The organism is Sphingomonas rhizophila, assembly GCF_014396585.1.
GTDB lineage: Bacteria > Pseudomonadota > Alphaproteobacteria > Sphingomonadales > Sphingomonadaceae > Sphingomicrobium > Sphingomicrobium rhizophilum.
On the sequence record NZ_CP060717.1, the window covers coordinates 2,190,762 to 2,206,093 of the forward strand.

General features: G+C 67.7%; 10 protein-coding genes and 2 pseudogenes. 8 read left to right on the plus strand and 4 right to left on the minus strand.

The genetic code is table 11. The features are described from left to right. Positions 1-8: 8 nt before the first annotated feature. The 3 genes from H9L12_RS11175 to H9L12_RS11185 form a co-directional block, all read right to left on the minus strand. Entirely contained in the window at positions 9-512 is a 504-nt protein-coding gene (locus H9L12_RS11175; protein ID WP_187541795.1) for a hypothetical protein, read from the minus strand. Between the two features lie 38 nt (positions 513-550). Continuing rightward, positions 551-727, minus strand: coding sequence for a Flp family type IVb pilin (locus H9L12_RS11180; RefSeq protein WP_187541796.1), 177 nt, complete (start codon positions 725-727; stop codon positions 551-553). A 98-nt stretch (positions 728-825) separates the two neighbouring features. Beyond that, on the minus strand, positions 826-1,593 hold the full coding sequence (locus tag H9L12_RS11185; protein ID WP_187541797.1) for a DUF2569 domain-containing protein: 768 nt from the start codon (positions 1,591-1,593) through the stop codon (positions 826-828). Between the two features lie 210 nt (positions 1,594-1,803). Here H9L12_RS11185 and H9L12_RS11190 point away from each other — a divergent pair, with 210 nt between their 5' ends. The 8 genes and pseudogenes from H9L12_RS11190 to H9L12_RS11225 all read left to right on the plus strand — a co-directional run bounded on the left by H9L12_RS11190 (position 1,804) and on the right by H9L12_RS11225 (position 13,823). Next, entirely contained in the window at positions 1,804-3,177 is a 1,374-nt protein-coding gene (locus tag H9L12_RS11190) for a glycosyl transferase family protein (RefSeq protein ID WP_187541798.1), read from the plus strand. Then, positions 3,174-4,286: a hypothetical protein gene (locus H9L12_RS11195; protein WP_187541799.1), complete on the plus strand. Its 1,113-nt coding sequence runs from the start codon at positions 3,174-3,176 to the stop codon at positions 4,284-4,286. Before H9L12_RS11190 ends, H9L12_RS11195 begins: the two co-directional genes overlap by 4 nt. Positions 4,287-4,334: 48 nt before the next feature. After that, complete coding sequence (locus H9L12_RS11200; protein ID WP_187541800.1) at positions 4,335-5,246, plus strand: sulfite exporter TauE/SafE family protein; 912 nt, start codon at positions 4,335-4,337, stop codon at positions 5,244-5,246. After that, on the plus strand, positions 5,237-6,001 hold the full coding sequence (locus H9L12_RS11205) for a TIGR02186 family protein (RefSeq protein WP_246450739.1): 765 nt from the start codon (positions 5,237-5,239) through the stop codon (positions 5,999-6,001). Before H9L12_RS11200 ends, H9L12_RS11205 begins: the two co-directional genes overlap by 10 nt. Positions 6,002-6,084: 83 nt before the next feature. Further along, positions 6,085-7,773, plus strand: a complete 1,689-nt coding sequence (locus H9L12_RS11210; protein ID WP_246450392.1) for an ATP-binding protein — start codon at positions 6,085-6,087, stop codon at positions 7,771-7,773. 254 nt (positions 7,774-8,027) lie between these two features. Then, positions 8,028-9,235 (plus strand): annotated as a pseudogene (locus H9L12_RS11215) (efflux RND transporter periplasmic adaptor subunit). Positions 9,236-9,238: 3 nt separating this feature from the next. Next, a complete protein-coding gene (locus H9L12_RS11220) occupies positions 9,239-12,433 on the plus strand; it encodes an efflux RND transporter permease subunit (RefSeq protein WP_187541801.1) in 3,195 nt (1,064 codons plus the stop codon). Continuing rightward, positions 12,430-13,823: pseudogene (locus H9L12_RS11225) on the plus strand (efflux transporter outer membrane subunit). The gene H9L12_RS11220 and the pseudogene H9L12_RS11225 overlap by 4 nt, the downstream one beginning before the upstream one ends. On the opposite strand, the gene H9L12_RS11230 reads toward H9L12_RS11225, so the two are convergent. Then, the gene (locus tag H9L12_RS11230; protein ID WP_187541802.1) at positions 13,813-15,261 is read right to left on the minus strand and encodes a M23 family metallopeptidase; all 1,449 of its coding nucleotides are present in this window, start codon (positions 15,259-15,261) and stop codon (positions 13,813-13,815) included. The pseudogene H9L12_RS11225 and the gene H9L12_RS11230 sit on opposite strands and share 11 nt — an antisense overlap. Between the last annotated feature and the right edge of the window lie 71 nt (positions 15,262-15,332).

Below are 15,332 nucleotides of genomic sequence, written 5' to 3' on the forward strand. Positions count from 1 at the left end.
CGAGAACGTCAGCGTTTTTCCAGTGACACCGAACAGGCGGCGGCGGCGTCGATCGCCGTCGCCGCGCCGCTGAGGTCATAGCGGTCGACGATGCGGCGACCGGCCAAGTCCCGTGCCTCGGCCCGCATCCCGCCGCCTCGGCGCATCGCGACGATGATCGCCGCCTCCTGCGCCGGGCCCCGGCTCCACGCCATGTCGCCACGACCGGCGAGCAGGAACGGCTCCCTGCCCACCGTCAGCATCACGTTCGACCCCGCCCGCGCCGGCCGGTTGAGACGAACCGCGACCTCGCCCTTGCGCCCGCCCCGCCGCGTATCAAACGCCACCGTGATCCGCGCCTGAACCTTGTTCTTTCGCACAGGAAGCAGGGCCGCCGTCATCGCCTGGCAGCCGTCCTTGCCTGCAAAGGTCGCCCAGGTCCCCTCGGCTGCGACGGTGCGCAGCGGCTGGGCCGCTCCACTGGCGGCCAGGAACAGGAAGGGCATCGCGCCAAGGCGCGCCATGGTCGTCATGACTGCGGATTAAAGCGGACGGGCCGACAGCGAAAGGGTTAGCAGGTCGCCTGGCCGACCGGGCAGGTCTCGACAGGCGTAATCGCGTCGCTGACCGCCGAACCGAGGGCGAGTGAGGCAACCGCGAGAGTCGCGCCGGCAATGGCGAAAATGAGCCCATATTCGGCAATGGCAACGCCGCGGCGATCGCGCAGGAGCGAGGTCCGTCGTTTCACCGAATCATCCCCTTGAAACCCCGACGTTCGAGGTGCCGAGAAAATGCCGGATGGTTAACGCGAAGTCAACCCAATCTGTTAACCTATATCAGGGTCAGTCAACTCGGCAGACGATGCCGATAGGTCACGTTGGCCCGCGTGGAAAGCAGCAGGTATGGCATCCACAAGCCGACCGATGCCAAGACCTTGACGACATGGCCATCGAGCAGGCGGTGAAGCGCCGTTCCCACCGCTACCGGCACGTCGGCCTGGGCGGAGACGGCCTGAGCGACGCCCAACTGCATGGCGAGGTCGGCGGCCCAGATCATGGCCAACATTGGCGGAAAAATGGGTGCATTGCGCAGCGCCGCGACGAACGCCACCGCGTAGAGGCCGGTGAACAACACGACGTCGAGCGTCAGCACGAACTGCAGCACCGCCAGCCACGCCGGCACGTTGGCAGCCAGTGCCGGCAACGCCGCGAAATATTCGAAGGTGCGGAGCGCGATGGTGACGAGCAATCCGACCAGTAGCGACACCATCAGGCCTGAAGCGCCGTACAGGGGGTGCGCCTGCGCCTGCGCCAGCGGCAATGCGCGGTAGCGTCGGCGGTCGAGCGCCAAGGCCCCGGCGCCAATCCCCGCTCCATCACGGAACCAGTGCAGCGCCGCCAGCATGGACCCGATCGGCGCGGCCGCGACCAGCGCATAGCAGATCCACGTCGCCGCCGCAGGGGAGGCCGCCACCGGGCTGGTGGCGATCCGCAACCCGCAGGCCGCCGTCACCAGTACGCCCCAGGCGAGCATCATCCGCGACAAGCCACCCTCGATCGAAAGCAGCAACGCGCGCGAACGGGCGTCGAAATGATGGCGGGCGGCGGTCAGCATGCGCGGCGGTCGCGCTCCTTCGCGTAACGTTGACGCGCTTGTACCGGCCCCGCCTTACCATCGGGTAAAGCAACCTGGTCCCTCCGTTCCCGAGCAATGCTTGTCGACGCCGGAGGCGTATGCCATAGCTCCACTCGCTCGGATATTCGCGACAGGGGGGTCGCCAGTGCCGAGTCTATTCCCGACATCGTCGACCATTGGCGCTGCGCGATGAGTGTGGCCGAATTGATCGCCGTGCTGATCGGTGAGCTGGCGCTATTCGCCGCCGCCGGATACCTGCTGTTCGCGGTCGACGACCTAGCCGTCGACGTCGTTTATTTCGGCCGCAGCGCCTGGCGATCGCTGACCGTTTACCGCCGCTATCCTCGCGCCTTCGCCTCGGCTCTACCGGACGCCGAAAAGGCTGGACCCCTCGCCATCTTCATTCCCGCGTGGGACGAAAGTGCGGTGATCGGCGAGATGCTCAGGCATCTGCTTCGCGCCTTCGACCATCCCAATTTCCGGGTTTACGTCGGCCACTATCGCAACGATCCGGCGACCGGCAGCGCCATTGCCACCGTCCTCGATGACCGCATTCGACCGGTGTTGGTCGACATCGACGGCCCCACCACTAAGGCCGATTGCCTTAACCACCTCTATCGCGCGCTAGCCGCCGACGAAGCGGCGGGGCGGGCCCGCGCCCGGGCGGTCGTCCTCCACGATGCGGAGGACGTCGTCCATCCGCTCGAGCTACGATTGTTCGACCGGCTGATCGGCCGCGCTGCCGTCGTCCAGTTGCCGGTCGTGCCGCTAATCAACCCCCAATCGCGCTGGGTCGCCGGCCATTACGCCGACGAGTTTGCCGAAGCTCACATCAAGGAATTGGTAGTGCGCGAGGCGGTCGGCGCGGCCATCCCGTTGGCCGGGGTCGGCTGTGCCATCGACCGCGGCGCGCTCGACCGGCTGGCCATGGCCCACGATGGGCGTCCCTTCGCCAGCGCCAGCCTGACCGAGGATTATGAGCTCGGCCTTCGCCTCGGCGCGCTCGGCCTCAAGACCATGTTCGTCCGTATTCCCGCGGCGCCGGGCAGTCCGGCAGTCGTCGCCAGCCGCGGCCACTTCCCGGCCAGCTTCCGCGCTGCCGTTCGCCAGAAGGCGCGCTGGATCGGCGGGATCGCCATGAGCGGCTGGGATTCGCTCGGCTGGCACGGCGGCCTCGGCGAACGCTGGTTCCGCCTGCGCGACCGCCGCGGGCCACTGGCGTCGATCCTGCTCATTTGTGGCTATCTCGCGGCGCTGCTGTGGTCGCAATTGGCGTTCGCCCACCTGCTCGGCGCTCCCCTGATGTTTCGGTCAACGCCGGCGCTCGCCTTCCTGCTCAAGGTCAACGCCGCCTTGCTCGCGTGGCGGATCGCCATGCGCTTGCTGTTCACGACCATCGGCTATGGCTGGCGCGAGGGGCTGCGGTCGATCCCGCGCCTCGTCGTCGCCAACCTCATCGCCATCGCCGCCGCGCTTCGCGCCATCGCCATCCATCGTCGCGGCGGCTCCGTCCATTGGGACAAGACCGCCCATATCTTTCCGACCGAGGTACAAGCGTCATGAGCCATTCGTTGCGTTTCCTGGGGCTCGCCGTGACCGCCTGGGTCGGCGTTCGCGCCATTAGCCTGGGCATGGTGCCGGGCCTCGAATCGCTCGCCTTCGATCGCGCCGAAGCGGCAACCCGGCCGCCGACTCCCCGGATTGCCGCCGCATTGCCGCCGGTCGAACCCAGCGATCTCGCGCCGCCGCCGCCGATGCAGCAGGCGGCGATGCCCTATCCGCCTTACGGCTATGGCTATCCTCTGCCCTACGGCTACGCGCCCGCCGGATACCCGGCCCATTACGCGCCCCGGGTGATCGCTCCTGCGGGCTATGCCGCGGCTCGTCGTTCACCGGCCCCACGCTATGCAATGCTGGGCAATATTCCGGGCCTTCCGTATCGAGGCACGTTCGCCCGGGACGATGACGAGTGGCCGATGTCGCGGGCCGCCGCGACGGCTGGAGGCCGAAGCACTCCCGTGTCGACGGCTGCCGCGTCCGGACCGCCCCGCTTCGACCGCTGGCAGGTGTCGGCGTGGGCAATGCTTCGCGACCGGCCGGGCCCAAGCTCGCTCGCTGCCAACGGCACACTCGGCGGAAGCCAGGCCGGCAGCCGGATTCTCTACCGGTTCAACAACCGCCTCGCCGCCAGCATGCGCTTCACCGCGCCGGTCAACTCGGCGACGCGCGGCGGCGAGGCCGCTTTCGGCGTCCGCTACCAGCCATTCACCTCGATCCCTGTCGCCGTGACCGCGGAACGGCGCCAGGCGTTCTGCCGCGGCGCTGGCCAATCGACGTTCGCCCTGTTTGCCGAAGGTGGCGTATGGCAGCGGCCCATCGCGGCACGCTTCGCCCTCGACGCCTACTTGCAGGGCGGAATGGTCGGCCCGAAGAACCGCGCTGCCTTCGTCGATGGGTCGGCGACGCTCACGCGCCCGATCTACAAGAATATCTCCGCCGGCTTCGGAACCTGGGGCGGGATACAGCCCGGGCTCAAGCGGCTCGACGTCGGTCCGCGCGTCAGCATGAAGGTCGGCCGATCGATGCGCGCCCATCTCGACTACCGCTACCGCGCCTTTGGTAACGCAGAGCCTGGTTCGGGCGCCGTGGTCACCATCGCCGGCGATTTTTAAGCCGGTTGGGTTTGCCGCGGCTTGCCGCTAGCGTGGCGCCGGCAGCTCATGGACATTTATCTCCCCATCGCCGGACAGTCGGTCAATGCGCTGCTGATCGTCGCGCTCGGCGGCTTGGTCGGCATGCTGTCGGGGATGTTCGGGGTCGGCGGCGGCTTCCTCACCACCCCGCTGCTGATCTTCTATGGAATTCCGCCGACCGTCGCGGTCGCGTCCGCCACCACCCAGATCACCGGCGCGAGCGTTAGCGGCGTCTACGCCCACTGGCGGCGCGGCGGGGTCGACCTCAAGATGGGCGGGGTGATGGTCGCCGGCGGCGCGGTCGGAAGCCTGGTCGGCGCCTTCCTGTTCCGGCTGCTCCAGGCCTCGGGCCAGATCGATCTCGTCATCGGTTTCCTCTACGTTCTGCTGCTCGGGGGGATCGGCGGGTTGATGCTTAAGGACGCCTTGGTCGGCATCGGCGTCGTGCAGGCGCCGCTCGCGCCGGCGAAGCGGCCGCATCACAACCGCTGGATCGCCAGTCTGCCGCTGCGCTGGCGCTTCTATGCGTCCGGACTCTACGTCTCGCCGCTGGCCCCGCTTGCGCTCGGCTTCGGCGCCGGAATCCTCACCGTCCTGCTCGGCGTCGGCGGCGGCTTCATCCTGGTGCCCGCCATGATCTACCTGCTCGGCATGGCGGCGCGTGTCGTCATCGGCACCAGCCTGATCATGATCCTGGCGGTCAGCGCGGTGACGACCATGATCCACGCCATGACCACCGGCGCGGTCGATATCGTGCTGGCCTTCCTGCTGCTGATCGGCGGTGTGATTGGCGCCCAATATGGCGCCATCCTCGCCACCCGCATCAAGCCCGACCTGCTGCGGCTGGCGCTGGCGGTGATCATCCTGCTCGTCGCGCTGCGCATGGCCATCGGCCTCGCCTGGCGGCCCGACGAAATCTATTCGATTGAATATCTGTGAGGCGCGCGCTGATCCTCCTTGCCCTCGCGCCGCTGCTGATGGCCCAGGCCAAGCCGGTGCTGGTGCCCGACATCTCCGCCCGCTCGGTCGAGATCCGCTACAGCTTCACTGGGGCGCAATTGCTGCTGTTCGGCGCCATCCTCTATCCCGGCGGGCGCATTCCGACCGACAAGGCCGACATCGTCGTCGTCCTGAAAGGGCCGGTCGAACCGATCATCGTCCGCGAAAAGCAGAAGATCGCGGGCATCTGGATGAACGCCGATTCCAACCGCTTCCGCTCGGCGCCCAGCTTCTATGCGGTCGCCTCGTCGCGACCGGTGCGCGAACTGGTCGATGAGCGTACCGCCGCGATCTACGAACTGGGCCTGCAGGACCTGCAACTGTCGCCCGGCGGCGGCGCGCTTCCGGAAAAGGAACGGCGGTTCGAGGCTGGGCTGCTCGACCTTCGCCGCCGCTCGGGTCTCTACGCCGAACACCCCAATGGCGTGGAGATCAGCGAGGGCGTGCTGTACCGCGCCCGCATCACCATCCCCAGCCAGGTGCCGGTCGGTACCTACACCACCGAAACCTTCCTGATCGACGACGGCAAGGTCATCGCCGCCGCGACCCGCGACGTGCAGATCGGCAAGGCCGGGTTCGAGCGCACCGTCGCCCTCGCCGCGCGCCAGCACGGCTTTCTCTACGGCCTTGCCGCCGTCCTGATGTCGCTCAGCCTCGGCTGGTCGGCCGCCATGCTGTTCCGACGCCGGGTTTAGCAACGCGCCCCCGCCTAATCTCTTCTTAACCGCTTAACGCTACTCCTTCGCCCAACCGTAACGGCGAATGGATTCGTAAAAAGATGACCGACAATCTGAAGCAGTTCCTCGACGAGATGAGCAGCTACAGTGAAGAAGACCATGCGGCCGCCACCGGCTCGAAGGTCGTCACCTCGGGCCGCAAGCTGCCCGCCATCGGCCAGGTGGTCGAGATCGCCGGTTCGGGTTCGCGGGTCATCATGGACGCCGAGCGCCTCAACCATCTGTCGACTGACGCGGATCCGTCGGTCGCCATGTCGGGCCAGGTCGGCAGCCAGGTGAAGGTGCAGGTCGGCGGCAGCTGGCTGATCGCCAACGTCCGCACGCTGAAGTCGGGCGACGTCGGCGAAATCATCGCCAACGTCGACTTCCTCGGCGAAGGCAGCCAGACAGCGACCGGTTCGCTGTCGGGATTCCGCCGCGGTGTCACGCGCTATCCGATTCCGGGCGCGCCGATCCTTCCGGTCAGCACCGAGGACATGCGCGCCATCTTCGCCGCCGACGATTCCCCGCACGTCGAGATCGGCACCGTCTATCCCACCGACGACATCCGCGGCACGCTCTACGTCGACCCGATGCTGTCGAAGCACTTCGCCATCCTGGGATCCACCGGTACCGGTAAATCGACGTCGGTCGCACTCATCCTTCACCGCATCTCGCAGCTGTCGCCCGAAGGTCATATCGTGATGATCGACCCGCACGGCGAATATTCGGCGGCGTTCAAAAGCTGCGGGGAGATCTTCAACGCCGACAACCTCCAGCTGCCCTATTGGCTGCTGAACTTCGAAGAACATTGTGAGGTGCTGCTGACCACCGACGGCGCCGAGCGCCAGCGCGACGCCGACATCCTCGCCAAATGCCTGCTCGCCGCGCGCACCAAGGGCAAGGCGGCCGAGAGTCTCGGCAAGGTCACCGTCGATTCGCCGATTCCCTATCTGCTGTCCGACCTCAACGCGATCCTGGTCAACGAGATGGGCAAGCTCGACCGCGCTGGCGACACCTTGCCGTTCCAGCGGCTCAAGACCAAGCTCGACGAGTTGAAGGCCGACCCGCGCTACAGCTTCATGTTCTCCGGCATGCTGGTCAGCGACATGATGGGCAGCTTCATCGCCAAGATGTTCCGCCTGCCGTCGAACGGCCGCCCGATTTCGATCGTCGACGTGTCGGGCGTTCCGTCCGAAGTCACCAGCGTCGTGGTCTCGGTGCTGTCGCGCATGGTGTTCGACTACGCCATCTGGTCGCGGACCGAGGCGCAGCGCCCGATCCTGCTGGTGTGCGAAGAAGCCCACCGCTACGTTCCCAAGGACGAGAACGCCGCCGGCCAGGCCGTCCGCAAGATCCTGGAGCGAATCGCCAAGGAAGGCCGTAAGTACGGCGTGTCGCTGGGCCTCATTACGCAGCGCCCGTCCGACTTGGCCGAAGGCGTGCTGTCGCAGTGCGGCACCATCGTCTCGATGCGCCTGAACAACGACCGCGACCAGGCCTGCGTGCGCGCCGCCATGCCCGAAGGCGCGCGCGGCTTCCTCGATGCCATTCCTGCGCTCCGCAACCGCGAATGCATCGTCTGCGGCGAAGGTGTCGCCATCCCGATCCGAGTCCGCTTCGACGATCTGGAACCGGAAAAGCGCCCGGCATCGTCGGATCCGAGCTTCGCCGACCTGTGGCGCCAGACCGGCGACGAGGCCGGAATTATCGATCGCACGATCAAGCGCTGGCGCGGCCACGGCCGCTAAGCCGCCGACATCCACCCCCTGACCAGACGACGGCGGCGCCTCTCCTGGGGCGCCGCCGTCACTGTTTCATCATGACCGCGCGGCTACCTCGGCCTCGCCGATCATTCACGCCCTGAGACCTTTGCCTGGTTCGCGAGTTATCGGCACGAGGAGGCGTTCGCGATGGCACCGCCGACCAACCAAGGGGCTGATATTGTCGACGAACAGTTGCGATCCGCAATTGAGATTCATTCTCATTGCTGCTGAATAGGGCCATGCCCTCTATTCGTTTCCGCTGGGCGGCGCTGCTCGTCCTCGCACCCCTCGCGGCCGGCTGTTCCCAAGGGGATGCCCAAAGCCCCGGCGGCCCGGGCGGACAGCGCGGCCCGACCCAGGTCGGGTTCGTCGTGCTCCAGCCGACTTCCGCCCGCGACCGATCGAGCTTGGCGGCCGGGCCGTTGCCTTCGAAAGCTCCGAGGTGCGTCCTCAGGTCAACGGCCTCATCCGCCGGCGTTTCTTCACCGAGGGTGGCTACATCCGCCAGGGCCAGCCGCTATTCCAGATCGACCCCAGCCTTTACCAGGCCGCCGCCGCCCAAGCCTCGGCGAACCTCGCCAGCGCCCGCGCCGCCGCCGATGCGGCCCGCGTCCGCGCCGACCGCTATCGCCCGCTGGCGGAAATGGAGGCGATCTCCAAGCAGGACTATACTGACGCCGCCGCCCAGTCGCGCCAGGCGCAGGCCAGCGTCGCGCAGAACGCCGCCGCGCTCCGCACCGCGCAGATCAACCTGCGCTACACGACCATCCCCTCGCCGATCAGCGGCCGGATCGGACGGTCGCTGTTCACCGTCGGCGCGCTGGTCACTGCCAACCAGACGGACCCGCTGGCGGTCATCACCCGCACCGACCCGATCTACGTCGACCTGCAGCAATCCAGCGCGGACCTGACCGCGCTGCGCCAGGCGCTATCCGTTGGCACGTCTTCGCCCGGCAGCACGCAGGTCCGGCTGAAGATGGAGGACGGCACCGACTATGCTTACACCGGCACGGTCCAGTTCAGCGAGGCGATCGTCAATCCGGGTACCGGGACCGTGACGCTTCGCGCCCGATTCCCCAACCCGCAAGGGCTGCTGCTGCCCGGCATGTTCGTCAAGGCGACCTTCACCCAGGCGGTCGACAACAATATCTTCCTGGTGCCCCAGCAGGCGTTGAAGCGGGACATCGGCGGCGCGGCCTATGTGTTCGTCGTCGGACCCGGCAACAAGGCGGTCCGCAAGGACGTCGACGCCACCCGCGCCTACCAGGATTTCTGGGTTGTGCGCGGCGGGCTGAGCGGCGGCGACAAGGTCATCGTGCAAGGGACCAGCAATCTTCGCGCCAACGCGCCGATCAAGCCGGTCCCGGCCAATACGCCGCAGCGGGTGGCGCCGCGTCCGGCAGGGGAGAGCGGCGGCGGTAATGCCGGCGGTCGCCGCGCGGGCTAGGGCGTGTCGCGACTGTTCATCGACCGGCCGATTCTGGCCTGGGTCATCGCCATCGTCGTCATGCTGGCAGGCATCGGCGCGCTTCGGGCGCTGCCGGTCGAGCAATATCCCGACGTCGCCCCGCCACAGGTCAACATCCGCGCCAGCTATCCCGGCGCGTCGGCGGAAACGATCGAAAACAGCGTCACCCAGATCCTCGAGCAGCAACTGGTCGGCATCGACAATCTGCTCTACTTCTCCTCGACCAGCAGCTCCCGCGGATCGGTGTCGATTTCCGCCGTGTTCGCCAAGGGCACCGATCCCGACACGGCCCAGGTGCAGGTCCAGAACCAGGTCCAGCAGGCCGTCTCGCGCCTGCCGACACAAGTGCAGCAACAGGGTATCCGGGTCACCAAGTCCAACCCGGATTTCCTGCTGATCGTCGCCGTCTATGACGAGACCGACCGGCGCACCAACATGGACGTATCGGACTATCTGTCGTCCAACCTGCAGGATCCGCTGTCCCGCGTCGAAGGGGTCGGCGACGTCAACGTTTTCGGCGCGCCTCACGCGATGCGCATCTGGCTCAATCCGCAGCGCCTTGCCGCCTTCTCGCTGATGCCGAGCGACGTGATCGCCGCTGTCCAGGCCCAGAATACCGAAGTCGCGGCGGGGGAGGTCGGCGGCCTGCCCCAGCCGCAGGGGCAGATGCTCAACGCCACCGTCACCGCCCAGTCGAAGCTGCAGACCGCCGACCAGTTCAAGGCGGTGGTCCTGAAAACCGATCCGTCAGGCGCGGTCGTCACCATCGGCGACGTCGCCCGGGTCGAGCTTGGCGCCGACAATTACAGTTCGGTCGTCCGCGTCAATCGCCACCCCGGCGCTGGCATGGCCATCTCGCTCGCTCCCGGCGCCGACGCGCTGCGCACCGCTGAACTGGTCAAGGACAAGGTCGAGGAACTGTCGCGCTCGTTCCCCGACGGCATCAAGTTCGCCTACGCCAACGACACCACCAACTTCATCAAGCTGTCGGTGGAGGAAGTGCAGAAGACGCTGATCGAGGCGATCATCCTCGTCATCATCGTCATCTTCGTTTTCCTGCAGAACTGGCGGGCGCTGCTGGTCCCGGCGATCGCGATTCCGGTCGTGCTGCTCGGCACCTTCGCCGTCTTCTATCTCGCCGGCTTCACCCTCAACACCATGACCCTGTTCGGACTGACGCTGGCGGTCGGCCTGCTGGTCGACGACGCCATCGTCGTGGTCGAGAATGTCGAGCGATTGATGGAAGAAAATCCGGGGATGAGCGCGCGCGAGGCGACCATCCAGTCGATGCAGGAAATCCAGGTCGCACTGGTCGCCATCGCCATGGTTCTGTCGGCGGTGTTCCTGCCGATGGCTTTCTTCGGCGGGTCGACCGGCGTCATCTACAAGCAGTTTTCGCTGACCATCATCGCCGCGATGGTGCTGTCGGTGTTCGTCGCGCTGATCTTCTCCCCCGCGTTGACCGCCACCCTGCTCAGGCCCCCGCCCCGCGAGGGCGAGGTGCGCGAAAGCTGGATCGATCGCCGCTTCCCCGCTGTCGGCCGGGCGCTGAATCGCGGCCAGACCTGGTTCAACGACGGCTTCGAGCGGATGACGACCCGGTATCGCGCCTCGATCGTCGCGGTGATCGAGCGCAAGTGGCTGGCGCTGGGCATCTACGCGGTGATGTGCGTCGTCCTGGCCGCCCTGTTCCTGCGCCTCCCCACCGGGTTCCTGCCGACCGAGGACCAGGGAGCGGCCAGCATCCAGATCCGCCTTCCCGCCGGCGCGACTCAGGCGCGCACGCTGGAAGTCCGCGACCAGGTCGAGCGCTATTTCGCGGAGCATGAGGCCAAGAACATCGCGACCCTATTCACCGTCGCCGGCGGCGGTGGCGGCGGTGCGTCGGGCCAGAACACCGGGCAGGGCTTCATCAACCTCGCCCCTTGGGACGAGCGCACCGCCAAGGAAGACAGCGCCGACGCCATCGTCGAGCGCGCGTCGGGCGCCTTCCGCGGCCTTCGCGACGCGCAGGTGTTTGCCCTCGTCCCCGGTGCCATTCGCGGCCTCGGCCAGTCGAGCGGCTTCACCATGGAGCTCCAGAACAGCAGCGGCATGACCCGCGACCAGTTCGTCGCCGCGCGCGAGAAGCTGATCGAGCTTGCCTCGGCCAACCCCAAGCTCACCGGCGTCCGCTTGAGCGACCTGCCCGACCAGCCGACCCTGAAGATCGACGTCGACCAGCAGAAGCTGACCGCGCTCGGCCTCAGCCAGTCCGACGTCAACAACACGCTGTCGACGGCATGGGGCGGCCGCTACGTCAACGACTTCATCGACGCCGGCCGGGTCAAGCGGGTCTATGTCCAGGGCGACACCGAATATCGCGCGAACCCCGAAAGCCTCGGTCAGTGGTATGTGCGCAATTCCAGCGGTGAGATGGCGCCGTTCGACAGCTTCTCCCGCCAGAGCTGGGAAACCACGCCGAGCAGCCTGTCGCGATTCATGGGCCTGCCCGCGTTCGAGATCCAGGGTCAGCCCGCGCCCGGCGTCAGTTCCGGCGAAGCAATGGACGAGATGGAGCGGCTCGCGGCGCAGATACCGGGCACCACCACCGCCTGGGCCGGCCAGTCGTTCCAGGAGCGGCTGTCGTCGGGGCAGGCACCCCTTCTGTACGGGATTTCGCTGCTCGTCGTGTTCCTCTGCCTCGCTGCCCTGTACGAAAGCTGGTCGGTGCCGGTGGCGGTGCTGCTGATCGTCCCGCTCGGCCTTGTCGGGGCAGTGTTTGCCGTAACGCTTCGCGGGCTGGAGAATGACGTCTACCTGCAGATCGGATTGCTGACGACGATGGGCCTTGCGTCCAAGAACGCGATTTTGATGATCGAGTTCGCGGAACAGGCCGAGCGGAAGGGCGCGCGGGTCATCGACGCCGCGCTGGAAGCGGCCCGCATCCGGCTCCGCCCGATCCTGATGACCAGCGTCGCCTTCATCTTTGGCGTCCTGCCGCTGGCCATCGCCAGCGGCGCCGGCGCCAACAGCCGCATCGCCATCGGCACTGCCGTCATCGGCGGGATGCTGACCGCGACCGTCCTCGCCATCTTCTACATCCCGCTGTTCTTTGTCCTCGTCCGGCGCGGGGTGCGCGATGGGCTGAAGATGGTCCGCGAACGCTTCCGCCGCCCGCGGGAGGCGCAGGCATGAGGCGCGCCATCGCCCTGCTCGCCGCGGCGTCGCTGACCGCTTGCTCGATGGATCCGCCGCTCCAGACCATCCCGTCGCCGGTGCCGGCGTCGTGGCCGGCGGGCGACGCCTATCTTCGCCAGACCGAATCGACGCTGCCGTCGGTGACCTACGCCGACCTGTTCCAGGATACGCGGCTTCAGACCCTTATCGCGCAGGCGCTGGCCAACAACCGCGATCTTCGCGTGGCCGCCGCCAACATTGCCGCCGCCCGCGCCCAGGTCCGCATCACGCGCGCCAACCAGCTGCCGCAGGTCAACGCCAATGCCGATGCGTCGGTCAGCGGCAATGACGCCGGGCGCAGCGACAGCTATGCCGCCAACCTCGCCGTTCCGTCGTTCGAGCTCGACCTGTTCGGCCGCCTCGCCTCGCTGACCCGCGCCGACCAGCAGCGGCTGATCGCTACCGAGGCGGGGGCGCGGGCGGTGCGCCTCGCGCTCGTCGCCGACATCGCCCAGGCGTGGGCCAACCATGCCGCCGACGCCAGCCTGATGGGCATCGCCGAGCGCACCGCCGCCAGCGCCGAGAAAAGCGTCACCCTGACCCGCGCCCGGCTGGAGGGCGGCATCGCCCCGCGCACCGACCTGCTGCAGGCGCAGCAGGTACTGGAAACCGCGCGCTTCGACCTCGCGTCGCAGAAGACGGCGCTGGCGCAGGATGTCAACGCGCTGCGCCTGCTGGTCGGGGGCCGGTCGACCCGGCGCTGCTGCCGACCTCGATCAACCAGGCGCTGTCGACCTTCGTCGCGCTCCCGCCCGGCCTCGACAGCCGCGTGCTTCTGCGCCGCCCCGATGTGGTCCAGGCCGAATATCAGCTTCGCGCCGCCAATGCCGAGATCGGTGCGGCGCGGGCAGCGCTGTTCCCGACCATTTCGCTGACCGGCCTGCTCGGTGTCGCCAGCTCCGCCCTCACCGGGCTGTTCGACAGCGGCAATTTCGCCTGGTCGGCGGGCGCGGGCCTGACCTACCCGATTTTCCGCGCCGGTGCCGGCCGCGCCCGGGTCGCCCAGACCGAGGCGCAAAAGGCCGCCGCTCTCGCAACCTACGAAAAGACCATCCAGACCGCCTTTCGCGAGGTCGCCGATGCCCTCGCCGATCGCGGCACGATGGCGGAGCGCGTGCGCTCTTCCACTGCGAACGTGGATGCCACCGCCCAGACCTTGCGCCTGGTCGACGCGCGCTATCGCGGCGGGATCGACCCCTACCTCACTTCCCTCGACGCCCAGCGCAGCTATTACTCGGCGCAGCGTTCGTCGGTGGCGGCGCAACTCGCCGCGGTCAGCAACGCCGTTGAATTGTACCGGACGCTCGGCGCCGACCGTAGCCTGCAAGGACCGATCGTCAGCCCCTAGCCTTGGTCAGCAGCGATCGCAGACGCGCGCGGAACGCCGTCAGCGCGCCGGCATCGGCGACCGGCGCCGCGGCGAAGCGGACGCTGCGCGGATTGACCGGCAAGCCATCGCGATAGGTTTCGTAGTGAAGATGCGGCCCGGTCGACAGGCCAGTCGTCCCTACATAGCCCAGCAATTGCCCCTGGCGGACCATGCTGCCCGATTCGACCACCATCCGGCTCATGTGGCTGTAGCTGGTGGAGATGCCACCGGCGTGCGCCAGGCGCACCTGTTGCCCATAGCCGCCCGCCCAGCCGGCGCGGATCACCTGCCCGTCGGCCGACGCGACGATCGGCGTTCCCCAGTGCGCGCCGAAATCCATGCCCCGATGCATCCGCGAATAACGAAGGATCGGGTGATACCGCATGCCGAATTCGGACGTGATCCGGGCATTGACCGGCCACACGAAGCTCGATGACCCGATCGCCTGAAGACTGTTCGCCTCGTACCAGCCGGTCTGGCCATTGACGGTCCACTTGAGCAGCTGGATCGACCGGCCGGTAGTGCGATTGATGCCCGCATAGAGCAGCGGCCCGGCCTGATTCTCCCCGGTCGCGGCACGATTGTTGGCGACGATCAGGTCGAAGCGATCGTCCGGCGCAAGGTCCGACCCGACGTCGAGCTGGCTTGCCAGTGCCTTCAGATAATCGCTCGCCGTCCCCGGCTCGACCCCCGCCGCGCGCAGCGACCAGTAGAGCCCGTCGCCGACCCGTCCGCGCACGCGCCGCGGCGTCTGGTCGACCGCGATCGGCCGTGTCTCGGTCAGCATCACGCCGCTGGCATCGCGGGTGATGGTCAGCTCCAGCGCCATCCCGGCGCGAAGCGAGATGCGTTCGACCGGCCGCTGTCCGGCGGCGGTCTTGTGGCCCAGCCGGATGGCGATCTCGGTTCCGGGCGCAATGCCGTGCGGCGCATGGGCGGCGATGATGCTCGCGACCCGCGCGGCGTCGGCCGGCATCGCCCCAATCCGTCCCAGCAGCGCGCCGACCCGGTCACCCGGCCCGAAACGGACGCTCATGTCGATATTGGCGCGCTCCGGCGCCGCCAGCAGGGGATCGACCAGATTGCTCGCCGCCATCTGCCCGCCGCTGCGCCCGCCCAGCCGCGCCGGCGCCACGCCCAGCGCCCGCAATTGCTCGGCATGCTCCTGATCGATCCGAAGCGCATTGCCGCCGGGTAGCGGACCCGGCGCGGGGGTGATCACCGCCAGCAACGCCACCAGCCCGGCCAGGGTCGCCACCCCGCGCCACCACTCCTTGCCGTCGATGCAATGGGCGAGGTCCACGGCCAGCCGGAACGGCGGCTTTTCGGGCGCGAACGATACCGGCGCCCGGCCGAACCCGCGCGGCATCGCCGCCGCGTTGCCGCCCGCCACCTGCAAATCGCGCCACTGATACAAAGCCCGCTCCCTGTTCTGTCATCTTCCATCGGCCAACATGGTTAAGAAGGTTTGAACGGTTGCGCCGCTTG